The following is a 24844-nucleotide window of genomic DNA, read 5'->3' as shown; positions in this document are numbered from 1 at the left end:
AAATATCTTATTGCGCCCGATTGGCGCCATTTTCAAGCCAAATCAATCTGAAATCATTGCCCGTCGTGCGCAAGCAGCTATATCAACCATAGCGACACTGCCCGGCCCGCGCGCGCCTCAGCGCTTGCGCACCGATGCCCAGGGTCGTCGCTGCCGGCGCTCAGCCCCATCAGGCCGGTCAGGCTCATCACGCCCGAATCGGGTGCGCTGCGCGAGGGCGCAAAGTCGGACGGCGGGCCGAAGGCCGAGGGCTCGAAGCCCGAGGGCCGCGCCTCGGGCGCCGGCGGTGGCGTGCGCTGCGCGGCCAGCAGGCGCATGCGCAGCACCTCGGGCGGCGGCCACTGGGGCTGCGCGCCCTTCAGCCGGATCAGGCGGATGCCGGCGCTCTTGAGCATGCCGTTCTTCTCGGCCGCGCTGCGCGCCAGGCCCGCATCGCCCTTGGCCTTGAACGCATCCACCTCGAACGCGAACAGCGGCTTGCCGTCGTCGGCGCAGACCAGAAAGTCCACGTGCGTATCGCCCAGGCGCTGCTGCGCATCCAGGCGGTGGCGGCTCTTGCGCACCATCAGAAAGCGCGCCAGCCGCGGCTGGAACAGCACCGCACCATCGGGAAAGGCCTGCTGCAGGTAGTGCAGCAGCCGCACCTGCTCTTCGTTGATGGGGGCCGACTGCGCGAACTGGTCGCCGCTGGCGTCGTAATCGCGCGCCGCTCGGCCGCCCGCGCCGCCGCGGCGCAGCACGCGCCACAGCAGCATCAGCGCCACCACGGCCACCAGCGTGCTCACCAGCGGCATCGCGTCGGCGCCGTCCAGGCCGGCCCAAGACGCCAGCCAGTCTGAATTGAACCAGTTCATTGTCGTGCTCCCTGTCGGGGCACCTTACGCTCTTGCGGCACGTCTGACAATCACCCATTTGGCGGATGCCGTCCGCCCGGTTGAATACGTTGTAATTACAAATTGAAACGCCCGTGGGTATATATCCCACGGGCGTTGCCAGCTATCAAATCGGAAGTGAACCGAGCCGGCTCAGGTATCCCTTGAAATGGTGATGGACGGAAACTTGGCCGAGAAATCCTTGGCCCGCGCCGCCACCTTGATGGCCACCTGCCGCGCAATGGCCTTGTAATTGGTTGCCGCCTGGCCATCCGGGTCGGCCACCACGCTGGGGCGGCCCGAATCGGCCTGTTCGCGGATCGACATCGCCAACGGCAGCGCGCCCAGGTACTCGATGCCCTTCTCGGCCGCGTAGCGCTTGCCGCCCTCGGCGCCGAAGATGTGCTCGACATGGCCGCAGTTGCTGCACACGTGCACGGCCATGTTCTCCACCAGGCCCAGGATGGGCACGCCCACCTTCTCGAACATGGCCACGCCCTTGCGCGCGTCGGCCAGGGCGATGTCCTGCGGCGTGGTGACGATGACGGCGCCCGTCAGCGGCACGCGCTGCGACAGCGACAGCTGGATGTCGCCCGTGCCGGGCGGCATGTCGACGATCAGGTAATCCAGATCCTTCCAGTTGGTCTGGCGCAGCAGCTGGTCGAGCGCCTGGCTCGCCATGGGGCCGCGCCAGATCATGGCCTCGTCCGGGTCGACCAGGAAGCCGATGGAGCTGACCTGCACGCCGTAGTTTTCCATCGGCTCCATGTTCTGGCCATCCAGGCTTTCGGGGCGGCCGCTGATGCCCATCATGATCGGCATGCTGGGGCCGTAGATGTCGGCGTCCAGCAAGCCGACGCTGGCGCCCTCGGCCGCCAGCGCCAGCGCCAGGTTGACGGCGGTGGTGCTCTTGCCCACACCGCCCTTGCCCGAGGCCACGGCGATGATGTTCTTGACCTGCGGCATCAGCTGCACGCCGCGCTGCACGGCGTGAGCGATCACTTTCGTCACCACGTTGACCGACACGTTGCCCACGCCCGGCACGCCGCGCGCGGCGTTGATCAACGCCTGGCGCAGCGCCGGAATCTGGCTCTTGGCCGGGTAGCCCAGCTCGACGTCGAAGGACACATCGCCGCCGTTCAGCTGCAGGTTCTTGACCTGCTTGGTCGAGACAAAGTCCTTGCCGGTGTTGGGGTCGATCACGGCCGCGATGGCCTGCAGTACGTCTTGTTGCTGAATGCTCATTTGCTCTCTTCCGGTGGAGCCGGTAGTCTAGTCGCGCCACCGTGGCGCACCGCTGGTACACGGCCAAAACCTCACCCCGCACCGATGAATAGGCCCGCCGCCCCCTCGCCCGCCCGCCCCGGCACCGCGCTGCTGCTGACGGGCGGCGCGCGCGCGGCCTACCAGGTGGGTGTGCTGCAGGCGCTGGCGGCCCTGCGGCGCCACGGCGAGCCGGCGCACCGCGGCTCGCCGTTCGACATCATCGTCGGCACCTCGGCCGGCGCCATGAACGCCGCGGCGGTGGCCACCGGCGCCGACCATTTCAGCCACGCGGTGGCGCGGCTGTCGCGCATCTGGCGCGGCTTTCACGCGGCGCAGGTGTACCGCGCCGACGCACTGGACGCCGCCCGAGCCGGTGCCCGCTGGATCCGCCTGCTGTCGATGGGCTGGGCGCTGGCGCGCTCGGCACGGCTGCAGCCCTACTCGCTGCTCGACAACCAGCCCCTGCGCCGCCTGCTGCAGGCGCACCTGCCGTTCGAGCGCCTGCCGCAGCTGCTGGCCGGCGGCCACCTGCGCGGCTTTGCCGTCACCGCGTCCAGCTACGTCAGCGGCGAGCACGTGACCTTCTACGACGCCATCGACGACATGCAGGACTGGGCACGCGCGCAGCGCCGCGCCGTGCGGGCGCGCATCGGCGTCGAGCACCTGATGGCCTCGGCCGCCATCCCCTTCATCTTTCCGGCGGCACGCCTGTCGGTGGACGACCGCACGGCCTACTACGGCGACGGCTCGATGCGGCAGATGGCGCCGATCGCGCCGGTGATCCACCTCGGGGCCGAGCGCGTGTTCGTGGTAGGCGCCGGCCGTGCGCACCAGCCCGCGGTGGCCACCGACCCGCATGCCGGCGACTACCCCACGCTGGCCCAGGTGGCGGGCCACGCGCTGTCGGCCATCTTTCTCGACACCCTGGCGTCCGACGTGGAGCGGCTGCAGCGCGTCAACCACACGCTGTCGCTGGTGCCACCGGCGCAGCGCGGCCAGACCCGGCTGCGGCACATCGAGTTGCTGGCCATCACGCCATCGCAGCGGCTCGACGAGCTGGCCGGCCGGCACCTGCACGCACTGCCGCAAGCGGCGCAGGCGCTGCTGGGCATTCTGGGCGAGCGCGACAACGTGCACGACGAGCGCAACGCGGCGCTGGCCAGCTACCTGCTGTTCGAGTCGGGCTACACACGCGCCCTGATGGCGCTGGGGCGTGCCGACGCGCTGGCGCAGCGTGCGGCCATCTGCCAGTTCTTCGGCTGGCGCCATCGGCCGGGCGATGTGGGCTGAGCCGGGGCGCGCTGCCTAAAATGGCGGGTTGACCCCAGTGAGAGTGTTCCGCATGCCCGCCCCCGCCAGATCTTCGTCACCACCGCCCTGCCGTACGCCAACGGCACCTTCCACATCGGCCACATCATGGAATACATCCAGGCCGACATCTGGGTACGCTTTCAGCGCATGCAGGGCCACGCGGTGAACTTCGTCGGCGCCGACGACGCGCACGGCGCGCCGATCATGATCGCCGCCGAAAAGGCGGGCAAGACGCCCGAGCAGTTTGTGGCCGACATCGCCGCCGGGCGCCAGCAGTACCTGGACGGCTTCCTGATCAGCTTCGACAACTGGCACTCCACGCACAGCCCCGAGAACACCGCCATCTCGCAGGCCATCTACAAGGATTTGAAGGCCAATGGCCTGATCGAGACCCGCACCATCGAGCAGTTCTTCGACCCCGAGAAGGGCATGTTCCTGCCCGACCGCTTCATCAAGGGCGAGTGCCCCAACTGCCATGCCAAGGACCAGTACGGCGACAACTGCGAGGTATGCGGCGCCGTCTATGCGCCCACCGAGCTGATCGAGCCGTACTCGGCCCTCAGCGGCGCCAAGCCTGAGCTGAAGAGCAGCGAGCACTTCTTCTTCAAGCTGTCCGACCCGCGTTGCATCGAGTTTTGCGCGAGTGGACCACCAGCGGCGCCGTGCAGCCCGAGGTACTGAACAAGATCACCGAGTGGATCGCCCCCGGCGAAGACGGCAAGCCCAAGATGGGCGACTGGGACATCAGCCGCGACGCGCCCTACTTCGGCATCGAGATCCCGGACGCGCCGGGCAAGTACTTCTACGTCTGGCTCGACGCCCCCATTGGCTACCTGGCCAGCCTGAAGAACCTGTTCGATAAAGGAGCCGGCAAGACCGCCAGCGGCCAGCCGCAGAGCTACGAGCAGTTCATCGCCGACCCGGCGACCGAGCAGTACCACTTCATCGGCAAGGACATCATCACCTTCCACACGCTGTTCTGGCCGGCCATGCTGAAGTTCAGCGGCCGCAAGGTGCCCGACAAGGTGTTCGTGCACGGCTTCCTCACCGTGAACAACGGCGAGAAGATGAGCAAGAGCCGCGGCACGGGCCTCGACCCGCTGAAATACCTGTCCCTGAAGATGAACCCCGAGTGGCTGCGCTACTACCTGGCGGCCAAACTGTCGGGCCGCAACGAGGACATCGACTTCAACGCCGATGACTTCATGGCGCGCGTGAACGCCGACCTGATCGGCAAGTACGTCAACATTGCCTCGCGCGCGGCCGGCTTCATCAGCAAGAAGTTCGGCGGCCGTCTGGGCGCGATTTCGCCCGACGGCGACCAGTTGCTGACGCACCTGCGCGACGCCCTGCCCCAGATCACCGAGCTGTACGCCGAGCGCGAAACCGGCAAGGTGGTGCGCGAGGTGATGGCGCTGTGCGACCGCGTGAACGGCTACGTGGACGCCAACAAGCCCTGGGAGCTGGCCAAGAAGGAGGGCATGGAGGGCCGCCTGCACGACGTGTGCAGCACCTCCATCGAGGCGTTCCGCATCCTCACGATCTATCTGAAACCCATCCTGCCCAAGCTGGCCGCCGACGTGGCCTTCTTCCTGATGGTGCCGCCCGAGAGCTTCGACGACGTGAAGACGCCGCTGGGCGAAGGCGCGCAGATCGGCGAATACCAGCACCTGATGCAGCGCGTGGACGTCAAGCAATTGGATGCACTGTTTGAGCCTCCAGCGCCCGCCCCACAAGCGCTGGCAGCTATGAAAACGGAAGCGCCCAGCACCACACCGGCGCCGGGTGGCGAGCCACTGGCCCCTCCATCACCATCGACGACTTCGTCAAGATCGACCTGCGCATCGCGAAGATCGTGAACTGCGAACCCGTGGAAGGCAGTACCAAGCTGCTGCGCCTGACGCTGGACGTGGGCGAGACCAGCGACGACGGTCAACCGAAGCTGCGCAACGTCTTCAGCGGCATTGCCAGCGCCTACCAGCCCGCAGACCTGCGGGGCAAGCTCACCGTGCTGGTCGCCAACCTGGCGCCGCGCAAGATGAAGTTCGGCATCAGCGAAGGCATGGTGCTGGCCGCCAGCCACGGCGACGAAAAGGCCCACCCCGGCATATACGTGCTGGAGCCCACGGCCGGCGCGCAGCCCGGTATGCGCGTGCGCTGACCGACTCGCTCTGGCCATCAAAGCGCGGTACCGTGAGAGCGGGCCGCGCTTTTTCGTGACCGACGCCCGGGCATTAACATAAAATTCGAATTGAATTCACATAAATCGCCATGGCCTTGCCGATTGCCCCCTTCCGCCCCCGCCTGTTCAACGCCCTGCAAGGCTACGACAGGGCGCGCTTCGCCAAGGACTTCGCCGCCGGGCTGACGGTGGCGGTGGTGGCGCTGCCGCTGGCCATGGCCTTCGCCATCGCCTCGGGGCTGAAGCCCGAGGCCGGGCTGTTCACCGCCATCATCGCCGGCTTCATCATCTCCGCGCTGGGCGGCAGCCGGGTGCAGATCGGCGGGCCGGCGGGCGCGTTCATCGTCATCGTCTACGGCATCGTCGAGCGCTACGGCGTGGGCAACCTGATCATCGCCACCGCCATGTCGGGCGTGCTGCTGTTCCTGATGGGGCTGTTCAAGCTGGGCACGCTGGTGCGCTTCATCCCCATCTCGGTGATCATCGGCTTCACCAACGGCATCGCGGTGCTGATCGCGCTGTCGCAGGTGAAGGACTTCCTGGGCCTCACCGTGCCCAAGATGCCGGGCGATTTCTTCGGCATCCTAGGCGCGCTGTACGGCCACCTGCACACGGTGAACTGGTGGGCCGTGGGCGTGGCGGTGGTGTCGCTGGCCATCGTCATCGGCTGGCAGCGCTGGCTGCCCAGCCTGGGGCCCAAGGTGCAGTTCTCGGGCAAGCTCAGCACGGTGCCCGGCTCCATCGTGGCGCTGGTGGTGGCCACGCTGGTGGTGGGCGTGTTCAAGCTGCCGGTGGAGACCATCGGCAGCAAGTTCGGCGGCATTCCGGCCGCGCTGCCGGCATTCCAGCTGCCCAATTTCAGCTGGGAATCGGCGCGCTTTCTGCTGATGCCCACCATCACGCTGGCGCTGCTGGGCGCCATCGAGTCGCTGCTGTGCGCGCGCGTGGCCGACGGCGTGATCGGCGACCGGCATGACCCCAACCAGGAGTTGATGGCGCAGGGCGCGGCCAACTTCGTCACGCCCTTCTTCGGCGGCATGCCGGCCACCGGCACCATTGCCCGCACCATGACCAACGTGAAGAGCGGCGCCACCAGCCCGGTGGCCGGCATGGTGCATGCGCTGGCGCTGCTGCTGGTGATTCTGGTGGCAGCGCCGCTGGCCGGCTCGATTCCGCTGGCCTGCCTGGCGGCCATCCTGATGTTCGTGGCCTGGAACATGGGCGAATGGCGCGAGTTCGCCCATCTGAAGAATTACCGCATGCCGTATCGCGTGACACTGGTGGCGGTGTTCCTGCTGACGGTGATCTTCGACCTGACGGTGGCGGTGGAGTTCGGCATCTTCGCCGCCTGCATCACCTTCATCTACCGCATTTCCAGCCTGTCGCGCGCCGAGCGGCTGGGCGCGTCCGATGAAGTCGAACTGGCTGGCCGCGGCGAGCAGATGCAGGCCTGGCGCCTGTATGGCGCGATCTTCTTCGGCGCCACCAAGCTGGTGGAGGAACTGGAAGACCACCTGCCGCCGCACACCCTGGTGCTGGATCTGAAGAACGTGATCTACGTCGACTCGACCGGCGCCGAGGCGCTGGAGAACCTGGTCAGGACCTGCCGCAAGCAAGGCGTGCGCCTGGTGGTGAGCGGGCTGATCAACCAGCCGCACGACATCGCGCGGCGCACCGGCCTGCTCGAGCTGATCACCGCCCAGTCGCCGGACGACTTGCAGCCCGACGTGGCCCACGCCATCGAAGCTGCCGTGGCGGGCCTGCCGCCGCGGCCGGACGACGCGGCGGAGATGGGCTATTCGGGCGCCTGAATCGCCTGCGCCGTCAGCAAATACTCTCGATTTGATAGCTGCCTGCGCTTGACTGGCGGGCGCTGAAGCCCGATTTTGCACAAAAAACAGCGCCCGATGGCGCTGCCTTTCAAGCGGCTCGGCGCTTGCCGTTCAGCCGCCGCCGCGCATGTCGGGGCCGTCCGGGTCGGGCCCCACCTCGGTGCGGATCACGCGGTAATCCGGGCTGAAGACCACGTTGAAGCCGCGCGTCTCGTTCGGCTGCTCCAGGAACTTCCAGGTCCACACGATCTGGTTCTGCAGCTGGTAGGGCACCTGCTTGGCCGGCTTGCCCAGCATGCGGCGCACGTCTTCCACCCCCATGCCCGGCTGAACACGGCGGAAGTTGTCAGGCGTCAGCACCTGGCGCAGCGCGCTCATGCGGCCATCGGGGCCGATGGTGATCATGTAGTTGCGCAGGCCCTCGGGCTGGCGGTTGTATTCGAAGGTCTTGGCGCCGCCGGCCTCGGGCCACACGCGCTCGGGCTGGCCGAAGCGCTGCACCACGTCGGCCTCGGTGGCCACGCCCTCCTCCAGCTCCTTGATGGCCTGCGGGTCGCAGGCGGCCAGCCAGAGGGCGCTGCCCAGCAGGCCGCCCAGGCCCAGGGTGCGAAGTCGGTCGAAACGGAGCGTCATAGGTGGTGCCCGGTAAAATGAATGAAAACTGTGTTGTAACGCCGCACGCGCTGTGTGCGCCGTCGGACCAGTCCCACAAAGGAATCCCAAGTTTATGTCGCTCGCCCGCATCTTCCAGCGCCCGCACTACCGTTCCGAGGTCACGCAGTTCCTGGACGACCTCAAGCAGTCGCGCCCGGAGCTCGACCTGCAGCAGCGCCAGGGCCGCGCCCTGCTGTGGGACAAGCAGATCGACCGCGAGCTGCAGGCCGAATTCAAGGCCGGCCGCGTGAAGCAGGCGCCCTACGTCTACCAGACCGCGCCGACGCAGGACTGAGCGCGCCGGCGCTCGCCCCGAGCGCCCGCCACTGACCTGCCATTGATCACAAGCCAAATCGGCCTCCAGCGCTTATCCCGCAAGCGCTGATAGCTCATATTTAGATAGCATTCCATGTCGGTTGCCGACCCCGATCAGCTGCTGGCCGAAGGCCCGGCGCAGGCGCCGCTGCCCGAGGTGGTGGACCACGTGGCCGTGGCGCGCCTGTACGGCGAGCCGCTGTTCGCGCTGCCGACCGACCTGTACATCCCGCCCGACGCGCTGGAGGTGTTCCTCGAGGCCTTCGAAGGCCCGCTGGACCTGCTGCTGTACCTGATCCGCAAGCAGAACTTCAACATCCTCGACATTCCGATGGCGAACGTGACGCGCCAGTACCTGAGCTATGTCGACGAAATTCGCAGCCGGAACCTGGAGTTGGCGGCCGAATACCTGCTGATGGCGGCGATGCTCATCGAGATCAAGTCGCGCATGCTGCTGCCGCCCAAGAAGACGGCCGAGGGCGAGGAGCCCGAAGACCCGCGCGCCGAGCTGGTGCGCCGCCTGCTCGAATACGAGCAGATGAAACTGGCCGCCACGCACCTGTCGGAAGTGCCGCAGTACGGCCGCGACTTCCTGAAGGCGCAGGTGTACGTCGAGCAGGCGCTGAAGCCGCGCTTTCCCGACGTGGAACTGGCCGATCTGCAATCGGCCTGGGCCGACATCCTGCGGCGCGCCAAGCTGGTGCAGCACCACAGGATCAGCCGCGAGGAACTGAGCGTGCGCGAGCACATGTCCATCGTGCTGAAAAAGCTGCAGGGCCGCCGCTTCGCGCCGTTCGAGGACCTGTTCGACCCCGCCAAGGGCGTGCCCGTGCTGGTGGTCACGCTGATCGCACTGCTGGAACTGGCCAAGGAGAACCTGGTGGAGATCACCCAGGCCGAGGCCTATGCGCCGATTTACGTGCGGCTGGCGTTCACACCGAATTAAGAGGCATCCCCTGAGCGGCTGACGCCGCTTCCCCTTCTCTCTTGCCGCTGCGCGGCGGGGAAGGGGACGCACCCAGCGGGCGGGCCAAGCCCTTCCGCGGGTGCCCCGCATGGCCTGCTCCGCGGCCGCCAGATGGTGGCGCGCGCCACCGCCAAGGATGTGGGAGCGGGCTTGCCCGCGATGCAGCGACGACTGGGGGCAAGGCGCTTATCGCGGGCAAGCCCGCTCCCACAAGGCCGTTCCAGCGGCTGTGCAGCTTGCGCATAGACTCGGCGCGTTTGTTTGCCTGACGGAGCGCCACCGCATGACCACACCATCGTCCTCCACCCCATCGCCCGGCTCGCCCTACGGCACGCTGCCGCCCGCATCGCCGCTGCCGCAGCGCAAGCCGGTCAGCCTGCCGCGGCTGGCACAGCTGCGCGCCGACGGCGAGAAGATCACCATGCTGACCGCCTACGACGCCACCTTTGCCGCCGTGGCCGATGCGGCGGGGTGGAATGCCTGCTGGTGGGTGATTCGCTGGGCATGGTGTGCCAGGGGCTGCCCTCCACCGTGGGCGTGACGCTGGAGGCCATGCGTTACCACACCGAGAGCGTCTCGCGCGGGCTGCACCGTGTGCAGGGCACGGCTTGGCTGATCGCCGACCTGCCCTTCGGCAGCTACCACGAATCGCCCGAGCAGGCGCTGCGCAGCGCCACCACGCTGATGCAGGCGGGCGCGCACATGGTCAAGCTGGAAGGCGGCGGCTGGACGGCGCCGACGGTGCGCTTCCTGGTCGAGCGCGGCATTCCCGTGTGCGCGCACCTGGGCCTGACGCCGCAGACCGTGCACGCGCTGGGCGGCTACCGCGTGCAGGGCCGGGGCGACGAGGCGGCGCAGACGCTGCGCCAGCACGCGCTGGAACTGCAGGACGCCGGCGCCGCCATGCTGGTGCTGGAAATGGTGCCCGCCCTGCTCTCGGCGCAGCTGACGCAGGAGCTGCCGCGCTGCGCCACCATCGGCATCGGTGCCGGCAAGGGCACCGCCGGGCAGGTGCTGGTGATGCACGACATGCTGGGCGTGAACCTGGGCAAGAACCCGAAGTTCGTGCGCAACTTCATGGACGGCAGCGGCAGCGTGAAGGCCGCCATCGAGGCCTATGTGCGGGCGGTGAAGGACGGCAGCTTCCCGACGACGCCCTGCACGCCTGGTAAGCCGCCGCCCCCATTGATCCGCCCACCCACCATGCACATCGTCCACACCCTTCCCGAACTGCGCCACGCCCTGCGGCACGCGCAGCGCCCCGCCTTCGTGCCCACCATGGGCAACCTGCACGCCGGCCACCTGGCGCTGGTCGAACAGGCCCGCCCGCTGGGCGATGCCACCGTGGCCAGCATCTTCGTCAACCGGCTGCAGTTTCTGCCGCACGAGGATTTCGACAGCTACCCGCGCACCTTCGAGGCCGACTGCGCCAAACTGCGCGAGGCCGGCTGCGACCTGCTGTTCGCCCCGCGCGAGCGCGACCTGTACCCCGAGCCGCAGACCTTCAAGGTGCTGCCCGACCCAGCGCTGGCCGACCTGCTGGAGGGCGAGTTCCGCCCCGGCTTCTTCACCGGCGTGGCCACCGTGGTGATGAAACTCTTCATGGCCGTGTTCGCCGGCAAGCCGCACGGCTTCGGCGTTTTCGGCAAGAAGGACTACCAGCAGCTGATGGTGATCCGCCGCATGGTGCAGCAGTTCGCGCTGCCCATCGAGATCGTCGGCCACGGCACCGAGCGCAGCGCCGATGGCCTGGCGCTCAGCTCGCGCAACAGTTACCTGAGCGAGGCCGAGCGCGCCGAGGCCTTGCAGCTGTCACTGGCGCTGCGCGCCCTGTCGCGCGACGCCCTGGCCGCCGCGCACGCCCTGCCCGCGCAACTGCCGGCGCTGGAAGCGGCGGCGATGCAGGCGCTGGCCGCACGCGGCTGGCTGCCCGACTACCTCACGGTGCGCCGCCGCGCCGACCTGCTGCCGCCGCAGGCGGGCGATGGCAGCGGTGACTTGGTGGCGCTGGGCGCGGCGCGCCTGGGCGGCACGCGGCTGATCGACAACCTGGAGATCTGAAGGCCGGCGCGTGGCGGACGGGACTTCGAGTCTGGCTGCCTTGTGGGAGCGGGCTTGCCCGCGATGGGGCCTCGCCACAGTAGCGGCGCTACATCGCGGGCAAGCCCGCTCCCACAGAGAGTACAGTGGAGTATGCCTACCTAGCGCCCTGAATCCGGGCGCTACAGGGCATCAACCAGGGAGTATGCTGCACCCATCCGCTCACAGCAGTTCCCCTTCGGATCGCGCCCCATCAGCGCGGCCACGGCCTCCACGGGCTTCAGCTGCCCGTCCAGCAGCGCCACCACGCATTCGGTGATCGGCATCTCCACGCCCAGATGGCGCGCGCGCTGCAGCACGGTGCGGGCGCTGTACACGCCCTCGGCCACGTGACCGAGCGACTGCACGGCCTCGTCCAGCGTCTGGCCCTCGGCCAGCAGCAGGCCGACGCGGCGGTTGCGGCTCAAATCGCCCGTGGCCGTCAGCACCAGGTCGCCCAGGCCCGAGAGGCCCATGAAGGTCTCGGCCTGCGCGCCCAGCGCCCCGCCCAGACGCGCCGTTTCGGCCAGACCGCGGGTGATGAGGGCGGCACGTGCGTTCAGCCCCAGGTTCAGGCCATCGGCCAGGCCGGTGGCAATGGCCAGCACGTTCTTCACCGCGCCGCCCACTTCCACGCCGGTCAAGTCCTCATTGCCGTACACCCGCAGCGTGGGGCCGTGAAAGCCGTCGACCAGCGCCTGGCGCACGTGCGGCTGGCGGCTGGCGGCCACAAGCGCGGTGGGCTGGCCGCGCGCCACTTCCTGCGCGAAGCTGGGCCCGCTGAGCGCACCGGCCTGCAGCGCGGGCGCCACCTGGGCCTGGATTTCGTGCGGCATCAGCCCGAAGGGGTTGGGTGCCTGCGGGTTCTGCGCCGGCTCGAAGCCCTTGCACAGCCAGCCGATGGGCACGCGCACCTCGCGCAGCAGCGCCAGCGTGGGGCGCAGGCCCGCGACAGGGGTGGCGACGATGATCAGGTCGGCCTGCGGCACCGCCTGCATCAGGGTGCCCACGTCGCCGCCACGCACGTTCAACTCGCGCGGCAGCGGAATGCCCGGCAGGTAGCGCGCGTTCTCGCGCGTGTCGTCCATGGCCTCGGCCTGCGCCCCGTCGCGCGCCCACAGCACCACATGGTGCCCGGCCGGGTTGCGCGCCGCGCTGACGGCCAGCGCCGTGCCCCAGGCGCCGGCACCGATAACTATGATTTTCATAGCTGCTCGCGCTTGCTGGACGGGCGCTGGAGGCCTATTCGATGCTTACTGCGTGACGATCGGCGAGGCGTCGGCCTGGGCGGCGTTCTGCTGCTCGTACATCGACTGGAAGTTGATCTCGGCCAGGTGCACGGGCGGAAAGCCGCCGCGCTGGATCAGGTCGGCCACGTTGCCGCGCAGGTAGGGGTAGACGATCTGCGGGCAGGCGATGCCGATGACGCCCCCATCTGGTCTTCGGGGATGTTGCGGATCTCGAAGATACCGGCCTGCTTGCACTCGCACAGGAACACGGTCTTGTCCTGGATCTTGGTCTGCACGGTGGCGGTGACGGTGATCTCGAACACGCCCTCGGCCACGTTCTCGGCGTTCACGCCCAGGTTGATCTCGACGGCCGGCTGCTCCTGCTCCAGCAGGATGGCGGGCGAATTGGGCTGCTCCAGCGAGGCCTCTTTCAGGTAGACGCGCTGGATGTTGAACACGGGATCGGTGTCGGCCATGAGGTTCTCGCTAAGGGAAAGGATGGATGAAAAAGACGGGCAGCGGCCCTTGGGCGCGCTGCCTTACGGTCATTATCTCAGGCGGGCGTGACACGCCCGGGGCGCCGGTCAGGCCTGGCCGGCCAGCAGCGGATCGAGCCCGCCGCGTTGATCCAGCGCCACCAGGTCATCGTGGCCGCCCACGTGCGTGTCGCCGATGAAGATCTGCGGCACGGTGCGGCGGCCGGTGATGTCCATCATGGTCTGGCGCTGGGCCGGGTCGAGGTCGACGCGGATCTCGTCGATCTGCACCCCTTGGCCTGCAGGATTTGCTTGGCACGGATGCAGTAGGGGCAGGTGCCGGTGGCGTACATCTTCACTTTTTGCATGGTTTCAGGCCTTCTCGATCGGCAGGCTGGCCTCGCGCCAGCTCTTCAGGCCGCCGGACAGCGACTGGGCGTTGTCGTAACCCAGTTTCCTGGCGATGGCCACCGCGCGGCCCGAGCGCATGCCCGAAGCACACACCAGCACCAGCGGCGTAGCCTTGTTCTTCACGGCGCCGGGCAGTTTGGCCTCCAATTCGCCCAGCGGAATGCTCCTGGCGCCGCCCACGTGGCCGGCCTGGTATTCGGCCGGCTCGCACACGTCGATGACCACCGCCTTCTCGCGGTTGATGAGTTGCACCGCGGCCGCCGGGGTCAGCCCCGCACCCCCGCCGCCGGTCAGCATCGGCATCAGCAGCATGCCGCCCGACACCAGGGCCACCGCGATCAACATCCAGTTCGCCAGCACGAAATCCACGATCAATATCCTTCTTGAATGCGTCAGTGAGAGGCGCCAGCGCGCCCCGATCAGGCGGGGATTCTAAAATGATGGGTTTGCGCCCGCCCAGCCGGCGGTTATTGACTTCTTACTGGCTGCCTCCCGATGTACAAGCTCGTTCTGATCCGCCACGGCGAATCCACCTGGAACCTCGAAAACCGCTTCACCGGCTGGACCGACGTGGACCTGACCCCCACCGGCGTCGAGCAAGCCAAGCAGGCCGGCCGCCTGCTGAAGGCCGAGGGCTACGATTTCGACGTCGCCTACACCAGCGTGCTGACGCGCGCCATCCGCACCCTGCACCTGGCGCTGGACGAGATGGACCGCCTGTGGCTGCCCACCGTCAAGCACTGGCGCCTGAACGAGCGCCACTACGGCGCCCTGCAGGGCCTGAACAAGGCCGAAACCGCCCAGAAGCACGGCGACGCGCAGGTGCTGGTGTGGCGCCGCAGCTACGACACGCCGCCGCCCGCGCTGGAGCCGACCGATCCGCGCAGCGAACGCGGCGACCCACGCTACGCCAGGCTGCAGCCCGGCGAGGTGCCGCTGACCGAGTGCCTGAAGGACACCGTGGCGCGCGTACTGCCGTTCTGGAACGAATCCATGGCGCCCGCCATCCTGGCCGGCAAGCGCATCGTGGTGTCGGCGCACGGCAACTCGATCCGGGCGCTGGTCAAGTACCTCGACAACATCTCCGAGACGGACATCGTGGAGCTGAACATCCCCAACGGCATCCCGCTGGTGTACGAGTTGGACGCCGGACTGAAGCCGATCCGCAGCTACTACCTGGGCGACGCCGAGGCCGCGGCCAAGGCCGCCGCGGCGGTGGCCAGCCAAGGCAAGGCCTGACAGGCCACCCGGACCCACGTAAAGCCGGCGCAATGACCCGTTTGGCACGGAACTTCGCGGTGCGGTCGCAACCGAAAGCAGTTGCCAAGGTTTATATTGGGCGCAAGCCTTGAGGACGTTCCTGAACATGAGCCAGAAAACCAAGATCGCCGGATGGATTGCCGTGGGTGCGCTGGCCGGCGCGCTGACCACCGTGTCGCTGCAGACCGTGGCGCGCGGCACGCTGGCGCCGCTGCCGCTCGAAGAGCTGCAGCAGCTCGCCGCCGTGTTCGGCATGATCAAGTCCGACTACGTCGAGCCGGTGGATGAGAAGAAACTGATCACCGACGCCATCTCGGGCATGGTGGCCAGTCTCGATCCGCATTCGCAGTATTTCGACAAGAAAAGCTTCAAGGAATTCCGCGAAGGCACCACCGGCAGGTTCGTCGGCGTGGGCATCGAGATCACGCAGGAAGACGGTCTGATCCGCGTGGTGTCGCCCATCGAGGGCTCGCCCGCCGACCGCGCCGGCCTCAAACCGGGCGACCTGATCACCAAGGTGGACGACACCGCCGTCAAGGGCCTGTCGCTGAACGAAGCCGTCAAGCGCATGCGCGGCGAGCCGGGCACCAAGGTCATCCTCACCATCCTGCGCCGCGACGAGAACCGCAGCTTCCCGGTCACCATCGTTCGCGAGGAAATCCGCACCCAGTCGGTAAAGAGCAAGGTGGTCGAGCCGGGCTACGCCTGGCTGCGCCTGTCGCAGTTCCAGGAGCGCACCGTGGAGGACTTCGTCACCAAGCTCGAGGACATCTACAAACGCGAGCCCGGCCTGAAGGGTCTGGTGCTGGACCTGCGCAACGATCCGGGCGGCCTGCTCGACGCCGCCGTGGCCGTGTCGGCCGCCTTCCTGCCCGAGGGCGTGACCGTGGTGTCCACCAACGGCCAGATCGAGGAAAGCAAGTCGATCTACAAGGCCGTGCCCGAGGACTATCTGCGCCGCCGCGGCGCCGATCCGCTCAAGCGCCTGCCCGCGGCCGTCAAGTCGGTGCCGATGGTGGTGCTGGTCAACGAAGGCTCGGCCTCGGCCAGCGAGATCGTGGCCGGCGCGCTGCAGGACCACAAGCGCGCCACCATCATGGGCAGCCAGACCTTCGGCAAGGGTTCGGTGCAGACCGTGCGCCCGCTCGGCCCGGACACGGCGCTGAAGATCACCACCGCCCGCTACTACACGCCCAACGGCCACACCATCCAGGCCAAGGGCATCGTGCCCGACATCATGGTCGACGACACCGCCGAGGGCAGCCCGTTCGCCGTGCTGCGCATGCGCGAAGCCGACCTGGAGAAGCACCTGAGCGGCGGCGAGGCCGAGAAGAAGGACCCCGCCGTCGAGAAGGAGCGCGAGGCCGCCCTCAAGCGCCTGGAAGAAGAATCGCGCAAGCCCGCCGCCGAGCGCCGTCCGCCCGAGTACGGCAGCGACAAGGACTTCCCGCTGCAGCAGGCGCTGGCCAAGCTCAAGGGCCAGCCGGTCAAGGTCAGCAAGACCCTGGTCGAGCGCAAGGACGACACCAAGACGGAATAAGGCCTGCCGCGCCCCGGCGCGGCAGGCTACAGCGCCGATGGACGACCGGCAACTGCTGCGCTATTCACGCCACATCCTGCTCGACGACATCGGTGTCGAGGGGCAGGAGAAGCTGCTGGCGGAGCATGCGCTCGTCATCGGCGCCGGCGGGCTGGGCTCGCCGGTGGCGCTGTATCTGGCCAGCGCGGGCGTCGGCCGCATCACGCTGGTGGACGACGACACCGTCGACCTGACCAACCTGCAGCGCCAGATCGCGCACACCGAGGCGCGCGTGGGCCAGCCCAAGGTGGAATCGGCGCGTGCCGCCATCGCCGCCATCAACCCCGATGTGCAGGTCCACACCGTGGCGCAGCGCGCCGACGAGGCACTGCTGCGGCCACTGGTGGCCGAGGCCGACGTGGTGCTGGACTGCACCGACAACTTTGCCACCCGCCAGGCCCTCAATCGCGCCTGCGTGGCCGCCCGCAAGCCGCTGGTGGCCGGCGCGGCCATCGGCTTTGACGGGCAGGTCTCGGTGTACGACCTGCGCCAGGCCGACTCGCCCTGCTACGCCTGCGTGTTTCCGCCGTCGCACACCGTCGAGGAAGTGCGCTGCGCCACCATGGGCGTGTTCGCGCCGCTGGTGGGCCTGATCGGCACGGTGCAGGCGGCCGAGGCGCTCAAGCTGTTGTGCGGCATCGGCCAGCCGCTGGTGGGGCGCCTGCTGATGCTCGACAGCCGCCGCATGGAGTGGACCGAAGTGCGGGTGCAGCGGCAGCCGGACTGCCAGGTTTGTAGCACCCCACCCAAGGTGTAGGCGGGCTCCTACACGGTGGCAGTCTGCACACTGTCACGGCCGAAGACCGTGTCCCCGTAGACTCTGGTCAAGTATTTCCCTCGCGCCACGGTTCGAAGGATTTTCACCAGCCACCTTGACCACAGCCATGTCCGGCCCCCTGCAGTGCGAGCCTATTTCGTCGAAGACAACCCCACCATCCGAGAGAACCTCATCGCCACGCTGGAGGAACTCGGTGGGGTGGCTCCGGTCGGCTACGCCGAAACCGAGCACCAGGGCAGCGAATGGCTGGTCAACCACACCAGCCAGTGGGACCTGGCCATCGTCGACCTGTTTCTCAAGCAGGGCAGCGGGCTGGGTGTGCTGCAGGCCACCCGCGAACGCAACCCGGACCAGAAGGTGGTCGTGCTCACCAACTACGCCACGCCGGACATCCGCGTGCGCTGCCACCAGCTGGGCGTGGACGCGGTGTTCGACAAATCCAACGACATCGAGGCCCTGATCGACTTCTGCCTGGAAATGAAGGGAACCGATTGATGGGCTCCGCGCCATCGCAGCCGTCCGCACGAAAAAGCCGCCCCGAGGCGGCTTTTTCGTCGCCGGCGCAGCCCCTGCTGCGCCACGGCGCGCCGATCAATCGATCAGCTTGTTCTTCAGCGCGTAGTAGGTCAGGTCGCTGTTCGAGCTCAGGCCCATCTTCTCCATCAGGCGCGTGCGGTAGGTGCTCACCGTCTTCACCGACAGCGACAGCGACTCGGCGATGTCGCCCGCCGTCTGCCCCTTGGCCAGCTTGAGGAACACCTGAAACTCGCGCTCCGACAGCTGCTCGTGCGGTGCCGCATCGCCCTTGCGCCCCAGTTGCTGGGCCAGCAGTTCGGCCACCGAGGGCGTGATGTAGCGCTTGCCCAGCGCGATGGTGCGGATCGCCTCGACGATCTCGCTCGGGTCGCACTCCTTGTTCAGGTAGCCGCTCGCGCCCTGGCGGATCAGGTTCATGGCGTAGTGCTCCTCGGGGTAGCCCGAGAGGATCAGGATGCCCACGTCCGGCGCCTTGGCGCGGATCATGGCCAGCGCGTCGATGCCGCTCTGCCCGGGCATCGACAGGTCCATCACCAGCACGTCCAGCTCGGTGGTGCGCACCAGGTCGATGGCTTCGCGCCCGCTGGCGGCTTCGCCGGCAACCCGCAGATCCACGTGCTCCGAGAAGAACTGCTTGAGCCCCGACCGCACGATGGCGTGGTCATCCACAATACCGATTCTGATCACAGCGTGCCTTTCCAACTGATTGAAGGCCCGGCCAGGCGCGGCGGGGCAATTGCCGATTCTAGTGGCCCCGCGACATGCCTGAAGTGACCCTTGCCCCCGCCCCGGCGCGCGACAGCGCGCGCCCCGCAACCCGCTGTCGCTGCGCGCCACGCTCATCATCGCCGCGCTGTGCGCGCTGGCGATCATGTGGCTGAACGAGGACACGCACCGGCGCGCCACGCAGACGCTGCTGGAGATCCAGCAGGGCCATGCGGCGCGCGCCACCGTCAACATGCTGGTGCGACGTCTGGTGGAGGCCGAATCGAACCAGCGCGGCTACGCCCTGACCGGCGATCGCGCCTACCTTGAGCCCTACACCGCGGCGCTGGAAAGCATCGACGGCCTACTGAAGCAGCTCAACACCCGGGCACCGCGCGAGGTGCTGGATTCGGACGCCATGCTGAGCTTTCGCAACCTGCTGTCGCAGAAGATCGGCGAGATGGCGCTCACGGTGCGCATGCGGCAGGAAGACCGGCCCGAGGTGGTCAACTTCGTGGTCACCTCCAACGTCGGGCTGGAGCAGATGCGCGCTTTCAGCCTGCAGGCCGATGCGCTGATCGCCCAGGCCGAGGCCATCGTGGCCACCAAGCGGGCCGAGGTGTTCCGGCTGCTCAACGTGTCGCGCTTCGGGCTGGCGGCGGGCGTGCTGGCGGCTTTCTTCGCCTTCTTCCTGTACGTCAACCAGACCCGCGCGCTGCGCGAAGCCGACAGCCGCCAGAAGCAGTTGCTGGAAGCCGAACGCGATGCGCTCGAATCGCAGGTGCGCGAGCGCACTGCACGCCTGACCGAGCTGGCCAACTACCTGCAGCAAGCCGTCGAGGACGAGCGCGCCCACTTGGCGCGGGAACTGCACGACGAACTGGGCGCGCTGCTGACCGCCGCCAAGCTGAACGTGGCGCGCGTCAAGTCCAAGCTGCCCAAGGACGCCGTCGACGTGACCGAGCGCCTGCAGCACCTGACCGAAACGCTCAACCAGGGCATCGCGCTCAAGCGCCGCATCATCGAGGACCTGCGGCCTTCGTCGCTCTCCAACCTGGGCCTGGTCGCATCGCTGGAAATCCTCACGCGCGAGTTCGCCGACCGCTCGGGCATCGAGGTGGTGACGGCGCTGGAGCCGGTGGACCTGGACGCCAACAGCGAACTCACGATCTACCGCCTGGTGCAGGAGGCGCTGACCAACATCGGCAAGTACGCCAAGGCCAACAAGGTGCACGTGAACCTGAAGAACTACGTCTACCACGCCGAGGTGTCGGTGACCGACGACGGCGTGGGCTTCGACCCGGCCGACCTGCCGCAGAGCTCGCACGGTCTGGTGGGCATGCGCCACCGGGTGGAGGCCAGCGGCGGCCGGCTCGACGTCAACTCGCAGCCGGGCCGGGGCTCGCGCGTGTCGGGCACCATCCCGCGCCGCAGCGCCAAGCAGCAGCAGGAGCTGGCCGCGGCCGTCAGCGCCATGTCGGCCGATTCCTACAAGGCATCGCCGGCCCCGCTGACACCGCCCGACGCGGCCCGCTGATGCGCCCCGGCCCTGCGTGGCGTATGCTTGACCCACGCTTCAGGCCACGGCGCCAGCCACCGCCGCCAAGCGCTTTGTCCCACCACCTCCGGTCGCCACGGGCGCCACGAAAGGAAGTCTGAATGAACACGCACCAAGCCGTCGACAAGATCGCCGACAGCGCACAGAACGCCACCGACAAAGTGGCCGACAAGGCCGAGCGCACGGTCGAATCCGCCCGCCTGTACGCCAACGAGGCGCTGGACAAGGCCGATGCCAAGGTGCGCAGCCTGCGCGAGGACGTGCAACCCGCCATCGACGCCGTGTCGGCCCGCGTGCACGACATGGCCGCCCGCGGCAAGGCCGCCGCCGCCGAGACCTCGGCCCAGGCGCGCGACAAGCTGCACGACGTGACCGACCGCACCAGCGCCTACGTGTCCGAGCAGCCGCTCAAGTCCATGGCCATGGCCGCCGCGGCCGGCGCCGCGCTGGCGCTGCTGATGGGCCGCCGCCGCCGCTGATGCGCGGCGCGCTTGACGCGCCCCCGCCCCACAGGCCCCGCCGATGCAGACCGGCGGGGTTTTTCATGCACCGGGCAAGGGACGATAGCTATGTTTAATATAGCTACCAGCGCCTGCCACCATTGGGCCGAAGCCGAAAACCACCCTGATACCGTTTTGCCTTCAGAACGATGAAACTAACCGCGGGCTGCCGCCGCATGACCGATGCCGAACGTCTTCTTTGTCATTGAAGCGCAGCGAAGTCATTTGTCATTCTTGAAAGCACATTCGCGCAAAAAGCCCAGCGCACTTCAGTCTTCCACCATGCGCTCGGCCTGCGCGCGCAGGCGCTGCACCAGCGCGTCCAGCGTGGCCACCTCGGTTTCGCTCAGCACCGACAGCAGCTCCTGGTTGATGGCCGCCACGCGCGGCAGCAGCGCGGCGTAAAGCGCGCGGCCGCGCTCGGTCAGGTGCAGCAGCACCTCGCGCCGGTTGCCGGGGCGCGGCGTGCGCACCACCAGGCCTTTCTGCACCAGCGCGCTCACGGCGCGCGAGGTCTGCGCCCGGTCCAGCGCCGCGCGCTCGGCCAGCGCCGACGAGGGCATGCCCTCCGAATCCGCCAGCTGCGCCAGCATGCGCCATTCGCGCCGCGTGATGCCGAACTCCGCCTCGCACAGGCGCACCACCGGCCGGCGCGCCGCCGCCTGCAGCTGCCACAGCACGTACAGCAGCATGTCGTCCAGGGATTTGGGCTGGGTCAAGCGGTTCGTCGGCATGCGGGTAAATCCTGAGAACAGTTGATTTTGTCAATTCGGCGCGCACGACCTAGAGTGCCACCCTGTTGCCGGAAAAGACGAGGAGATACCCCATGCACCGCAGACACCTGCTGCTGGCCGCCAGCGCCGCCGCCCTGGCCAGCGCGGCGGGCAACGTTCACGCCCAGTCCGCCGACGCGCCGCTGCGCATCGTCGTGCCCTACGCCGCCGGCGGCTCCAGCGACCGGGCCGCGCGCCTGGTGGCCGACCGCCTGGGCCCCAGGCTGGGCCAGACCGTGCTGGTGGAGAACCGCACCGGCGCCGGCGGCCGCCTGGCGGCGCAGCAGCTGAGGAACGCGCCCGCCAACCAGAACGTGCTGCTGCTGCCAACCCGGCCATCATGGTGGTGGCGCCGCTGGTGTTCAAAGACGCCGGCTACGACCCCGACAAGGACTTCCAGCCCGTGTCGCAGGTGACCGAGTACGAATTCGGCCTGGCCGTGGCCTCGGCCGTGCCGGTCAAGGAGCTGTCGCACCTGCTGGCCTGGCTGCGCGTCAACCCGGCGCAGGCCAACTTCGGCGTGCCGGCCACCGGCAGCCTGCCGCATTTCTTTGCGCTGATGACGGGCGAGAAGGCCGCGGTGAAGGCGCAGGTGGTGGGCTACCGCGGCTCGGCGCCGCTGATCAGCGATCTCATCGGCGGCCAACTGCCGGTGGCCTTCGACACCTTCGACACCCTGCTGCCGCAGCACGAGGGCGGCAAGATCCGCATCCTGGCCAGCTCGGGCGCCAAGCGCTCGCAATTCGCCAAGGACATCCCGACGTACAAGGAATCCGGCCTGGACCTGGTGGCCACGGGCTGGAACGCCTTCTTCGCCCCCGCCGCCATGCCGGCGGCGCAGGTGCAGCGCCTGTCCACCGCCATCCGCGAGGTGATGAGCGAGCCCGACCTGCAGCACAAGTTCGTCGACGCCAGGATGACCCCCGTGGCCAGTACGGCGGCGCAGACGGCGACCATGCTGAAAACCTACCGCGCGCAATGGGCGCCGGTGGTGCGCCAGTCGGGCTACCAGCCGTGACGGGGCATGCGCCGATCACTATGAAAACATGAGCTGTTTGCGCCCGTCACACCTACATTTCATACACTTTTCTCTTGAAATCAATCGTGGACGGGCGCAAGCCACTATAAAACCAAAGCAACCTGCAACGCCATGACCTTCGCTTCCCGCCCTCTCTTCTCCACCCGCTTCGCCCCCGCCGCCTGCCGCGCCGTGGTGGCCGCCGGCCTGGCCCTGCTGGCCGGTGCCGCCGCCGCGCAGGCCTACCCGGCCAAGCAGATCAGCTTCGTCAACAACTTTCCACCCGGCGGGCCGTCGGACATGATCGCGCGCTCGGTGGCCGACGTGCTGCAGAAGCGCTTCAGTCAGCCGGTGGTGGTCGAGAACAAGCCCGGCGCCGCCGGCAACATCGGCGCCACCCAGGTGGCGCGCAGCAAGCCCGACGGCTACACCGTGCTGATCGGCATCGACACCACCTTCACCGTCAACCCGCACATCTACAAGGGCATGCCGTTCAAGCCGGCCGACTTCCGCCCCATCATGGTGATGGCCTCGTCGGGCCTGCTGGTGGGCGCGCACCCGTCCACCGGCTTCAAGACCATGGCCGATCTGGTGGCCGCCGGCAAGGGCAAGGGCGTCACCTTCAGCTCGGCCGGCGCCGGAAGCCCCGGCCACCTGGCTGCCGAGCTGTTCCACGAGGCCACGGGCATGAAGATCACCCACGTGCCGTACAAGGGCAACACGCCCGCCGTCACCGCCATCCTGAGCGGCGAGGTCAACGGCGGCGTGCTGGCCACGCCCGGCCTGCTGCCGCACGTGAAGGCCGGCAAGGTCACGGCGCTGGCCGTCACCAGCCGCCAGCGCTCCACCCTGGCGCCCGAAGTGCCCACCGTGGCCGAGGCCGGCCACAAGGGCCTGGAGCAGGAAGTGCTCTACATCGCCATGGTGCCCGCCGCCACGCCCGATGCCGTGGTGCAGACGCTGGAAAAAGCCTTTGCCGAGGCGCTGGCCCAGCCCGAGGTGAAGCAGCGCCTGGCCAACCTGGACCTGTTCTACGAAGGCCTGACCGGCGCCGACGCCGTGCGCCGCCTGGCCGACCTGTCGTTGCGCTATGGCAAGGTCATCCAGGCCACTGGCATGAAGGTCGAATAAGCTATCATTTCAATAGCTGCTTGCGCTTGATGCACGGGCGCTGGAGGCCAAAATGACCACAAACCCCAAACGCCCCAACTTCATCTACATCGTCGCGGACGACCTGGGCTTTGCCGACCTGGGTTGCTACGGCGGGCGCGATGCCGCCTTCGGCCCCGTCTCGCCCGTGCTCGACCGGCTGGCCGCCGCGGGCGTCAAGTTCACGCAGGGCTACAGCAACTCGCCCGTGTGCTCGCCCACGCGCTTCGGCCTCATCACCGCGCGCTACCAGTACCGCCTGCGCGGCGCGGCCGAGGAACCGATCAGCAGCAAAAGCAAGGGCAGCACCACCCTGGGCCTGCCGCCCGAGCACCCCACCCTGCCCTCGCTGCTGAAGGACGCCGGCTACCGCACGGCGCTGATGGGCAAATGGCACCTGGGCTATCCGCCGGTGTTCGGGCCGCTCAAATCAGGCTACGAGGAATTCTTCGGCCCCATCTCGGGCGGGGTCGACTACTTCACCCACTGCAGTAACAACGGCACGCACGATTTGTACCTGGGCGATGCCGAGCACCACGAAGAAGGCTATCTGACCGACCTGATCACCGACCGCTCGGTCGACTACATCCAGCGCATGGCGGCGGGTGCGCGCGGCGATGCGCCGTTTTTCCTCAGCGTGCACTACACCGCGCCGCACTGGCCGTGGGAAACGCGCGACGACGCCGCGCTGGCCGAAGAGCTGAAGGACAACCTGTTCCACCTGCACGGCGGCAACATCCACACCTACCGCCGCATGATCCACCACATGGACGAAGGCATCGGCAAGCTGGTCGACACGCTGCGCGCCGAGGGCCTGCTGGACGACACGCTGATCGTCTTCACCAGCGACAACGGCGGCGAGCGCTTTTCCGACAACTGGCCGCTGGTGGGCGGCAAGATGGATCTGACGGAAGGCGGCATCCGCGTGCCCTGGATCGCCCACTGGCCCGCCCGCATCGCCCCCGGCGGCGTGAGCGCGCAGCCGTGCATAACGATGGACTGGTCAGCCACCATGCTCGATGCCGCCAGCGTGGCCGCGCACCCGGAGTACCCGCTCGACGGCGTCACGCTGCTGCCGGTGCTGGGCGATGCGGCGCAGCGCTTCGACCGCCCGCTGTTCTGGCGCATGAACCACCGCGGCCAGCGCGCGCACCGCGACGGCGACTGGAAGTACCTGCGCGTGGACGGCCACGACTACCTGTTCAACCTGCCGCAGGACGAGCGCGAGCGCGCCAACCTGGCGGCGCGCGAGCCCGCCCGCCTGGCCGCGCTGCGCGACGCGTGGGAGCACTGGAACGCCAGCATGCCCGCCATCCCGCCCGATGCCACCATCAGCCTGGGTTACGGCGCCAAGGACATGCCGCAGCGTTGACGCGTGGCGCGCTACGGCTCA

20 protein-coding genes and 5 pseudogenes are annotated in these 24844 nt (G+C 68.2%); 16 read left to right on the top strand and 9 right to left on the bottom strand.

Annotated elements, in window-relative coordinates:
* Positions 1-77: 77 nt before the first annotated feature.
* Together H0I39_RS13825 and apbC are read right to left on the bottom strand one after the other, a co-directional pair.
* Complete coding sequence (locus H0I39_RS13825; RefSeq protein WP_180550899.1) at positions 78-854, bottom strand: DUF2726 domain-containing protein; 777 nt, start codon at positions 852-854, stop codon at positions 78-80.
* A 171-nt stretch (positions 855-1025) separates the two neighbouring features.
* Entirely contained in the window at positions 1026-2117 is a 1092-nt protein-coding gene (gene apbC / locus H0I39_RS13820; RefSeq protein WP_180550898.1) for an iron-sulfur cluster carrier protein ApbC, read from the bottom strand.
* An 84-nt stretch (positions 2118-2201) separates the two neighbouring features.
* Between apbC and H0I39_RS13815 the strand changes: the two genes are divergently transcribed.
* From H0I39_RS13815 to H0I39_RS13805, 3 genes and pseudogenes are all read left to right on the top strand, one after another.
* Positions 2202-3428: a patatin-like phospholipase family protein gene (locus H0I39_RS13815; RefSeq protein WP_180550897.1), complete on the top strand. Its 1227-nt coding sequence runs from the start codon at positions 2202-2204 to the stop codon at positions 3426-3428.
* A 69-nt stretch (positions 3429-3497) separates the two neighbouring features.
* Positions 3498-5610: pseudogene (gene metG, locus H0I39_RS13810) on the top strand (methionine--tRNA ligase).
* Between the two features lie 110 nt (positions 5611-5720).
* The gene (locus tag H0I39_RS13805; RefSeq protein WP_180550896.1) at positions 5721-7442 is read left to right on the top strand and encodes a SulP family inorganic anion transporter; all 1722 of its coding nucleotides are present in this window, start codon (positions 5721-5723) and stop codon (positions 7440-7442) included.
* 132 nt (positions 7443-7574) lie between these two features.
* On the opposite strand, the gene H0I39_RS13800 is transcribed toward H0I39_RS13805, so the two are convergent.
* A complete protein-coding gene (locus H0I39_RS13800) occupies positions 7575-8096 on the bottom strand; it encodes an outer membrane protein assembly factor BamE (RefSeq protein WP_180550895.1) in 522 nt (173 codons plus the stop codon).
* 94 nt (positions 8097-8190) lie between these two features.
* Between H0I39_RS13800 and H0I39_RS13795 the strand changes: the two genes are divergently transcribed.
* From H0I39_RS13795 to panC, 4 genes and pseudogenes are all read left to right on the top strand, one after another.
* The gene (locus H0I39_RS13795; protein ID WP_180550894.1) at positions 8191-8412 is read left to right on the top strand and encodes a DUF3460 family protein; all 222 of its coding nucleotides are present in this window, start codon (positions 8191-8193) and stop codon (positions 8410-8412) included.
* Positions 8413-8526: 114 nt separating this feature from the next.
* Positions 8527-9378 (top strand): segregation and condensation protein A, encoded by an 852-nt coding sequence (locus H0I39_RS13790; protein WP_180550893.1) that lies wholly within the window; start codon positions 8527-8529, stop codon positions 9376-9378.
* A gap of 304 nt (positions 9379-9682) precedes the next feature.
* Positions 9683-10571: pseudogene (gene panB, locus H0I39_RS13785) on the top strand (3-methyl-2-oxobutanoate hydroxymethyltransferase).
* 31 nt (positions 10572-10602) lie between these two features.
* Positions 10603-11460, top strand: coding sequence for a pantoate--beta-alanine ligase (gene panC / locus H0I39_RS13780; protein WP_180550892.1), 858 nt, complete (start codon positions 10603-10605; stop codon positions 11458-11460).
* A gap of 161 nt (positions 11461-11621) precedes the next feature.
* Here panC and H0I39_RS13775 read toward each other — a convergent pair whose 3' ends face one another.
* The 4 genes and pseudogenes from H0I39_RS13775 to H0I39_RS13760 all read right to left on the bottom strand — a co-directional run bounded on the left by H0I39_RS13775 (position 11622) and on the right by H0I39_RS13760 (position 13939).
* Entirely contained in the window at positions 11622-12686 is a 1065-nt protein-coding gene (locus tag H0I39_RS13775; RefSeq protein ID WP_180550891.1) for an NAD(P)H-dependent glycerol-3-phosphate dehydrogenase, read from the bottom strand.
* 45 nt (positions 12687-12731) lie between these two features.
* A pseudogene (secB, locus tag H0I39_RS13770) lies at positions 12732-13183 on the bottom strand (protein-export chaperone SecB).
* 108 nt (positions 13184-13291) lie between these two features.
* Positions 13292-13536, bottom strand: a pseudogene (gene grxC / locus H0I39_RS13765) (glutaredoxin 3).
* A 19-nt stretch (positions 13537-13555) separates the two neighbouring features.
* A complete protein-coding gene (locus H0I39_RS13760) occupies positions 13556-13939 on the bottom strand; it encodes a rhodanese-like domain-containing protein (RefSeq protein ID WP_257646164.1) in 384 nt (127 codons plus the stop codon).
* Positions 13940-14089: 150 nt separating this feature from the next.
* On the opposite strand from H0I39_RS13760, the gene gpmA reads away from it, so the two are divergent.
* From gpmA to H0I39_RS13740, 4 genes are all read left to right on the top strand, one after another.
* Positions 14090-14833 (top strand): 2,3-diphosphoglycerate-dependent phosphoglycerate mutase, encoded by a 744-nt coding sequence (gene gpmA, locus H0I39_RS13755; RefSeq protein ID WP_180550889.1) that lies wholly within the window; start codon positions 14090-14092, stop codon positions 14831-14833.
* A 127-nt stretch (positions 14834-14960) separates the two neighbouring features.
* Positions 14961-16394 (top strand): S41 family peptidase, encoded by a 1434-nt coding sequence (locus H0I39_RS13750; protein ID WP_180550888.1) that lies wholly within the window; start codon positions 14961-14963, stop codon positions 16392-16394.
* 37 nt (positions 16395-16431) lie between these two features.
* Complete coding sequence (locus H0I39_RS13745; RefSeq protein ID WP_180550887.1) at positions 16432-17190, top strand: HesA/MoeB/ThiF family protein; 759 nt, start codon at positions 16432-16434, stop codon at positions 17188-17190.
* A 144-nt stretch (positions 17191-17334) separates the two neighbouring features.
* Positions 17335-17706, top strand: a complete 372-nt coding sequence (locus tag H0I39_RS13740) for a response regulator (protein ID WP_180550886.1) — start codon at positions 17335-17337, stop codon at positions 17704-17706.
* A 96-nt stretch (positions 17707-17802) separates the two neighbouring features.
* Here the strand turns inward: H0I39_RS13740 and H0I39_RS13735 are convergent, their stop codons facing one another.
* Complete coding sequence (locus H0I39_RS13735) at positions 17803-18435, bottom strand: response regulator (RefSeq protein ID WP_180550885.1); 633 nt, start codon at positions 18433-18435, stop codon at positions 17803-17805.
* A gap of 184 nt (positions 18436-18619) precedes the next feature.
* Here H0I39_RS13735 and H0I39_RS13730 point away from each other — a divergent pair, with 184 nt between their 5' ends.
* Together H0I39_RS13730 and H0I39_RS13725 are read left to right on the top strand one after the other, a co-directional pair.
* Positions 18620-19990 carry a CHASE3 domain-containing protein gene (locus tag H0I39_RS13730; protein WP_180550884.1) on the top strand — a complete coding sequence of 457 codons (1371 nt, stop codon included), beginning with the start codon at positions 18620-18622 and terminating at the stop codon, positions 19988-19990.
* A 122-nt stretch (positions 19991-20112) separates the two neighbouring features.
* The gene (locus H0I39_RS13725; RefSeq protein ID WP_180550883.1) at positions 20113-20490 is read left to right on the top strand and encodes a glycine zipper domain-containing protein; all 378 of its coding nucleotides are present in this window, start codon (positions 20113-20115) and stop codon (positions 20488-20490) included.
* Positions 20491-20780: 290 nt separating this feature from the next.
* Here H0I39_RS13725 and H0I39_RS13720 read toward each other — a convergent pair whose 3' ends face one another.
* Positions 20781-21245, bottom strand: coding sequence for a MarR family winged helix-turn-helix transcriptional regulator (locus tag H0I39_RS13720; protein WP_180550882.1), 465 nt, complete (start codon positions 21243-21245; stop codon positions 20781-20783).
* A gap of 92 nt (positions 21246-21337) precedes the next feature.
* On the opposite strand from H0I39_RS13720, the pseudogene H0I39_RS13715 reads away from it, so the two are divergent.
* The 3 genes and pseudogenes from H0I39_RS13715 (at position 21338) to H0I39_RS13705 (ending at position 24823) form a co-directional block, all read left to right on the top strand.
* Positions 21338-22302: pseudogene (locus tag H0I39_RS13715) on the top strand (tripartite tricarboxylate transporter substrate-binding protein).
* Positions 22303-22434: 132 nt separating this feature from the next.
* Positions 22435-23433: a Bug family tripartite tricarboxylate transporter substrate binding protein gene (locus tag H0I39_RS13710; protein ID WP_180550881.1), complete on the top strand. Its 999-nt coding sequence runs from the start codon at positions 22435-22437 to the stop codon at positions 23431-23433.
* 52 nt (positions 23434-23485) lie between these two features.
* Positions 23486-24823, top strand: a complete 1338-nt coding sequence (locus H0I39_RS13705) for a sulfatase family protein (RefSeq protein WP_180550880.1) — start codon at positions 23486-23488, stop codon at positions 24821-24823.
* The last annotated feature ends 21 nt before the right edge of the window (positions 24824-24844 follow it).

Source organism: Ottowia beijingensis (assembly GCF_013423955.1).
GTDB classification, from domain to species: Bacteria; Pseudomonadota; Gammaproteobacteria; order Burkholderiales; family Burkholderiaceae_C; genus Ottowia; species Ottowia beijingensis.
This window is presented reverse-complemented; position numbering and strand designations above follow the sequence as displayed.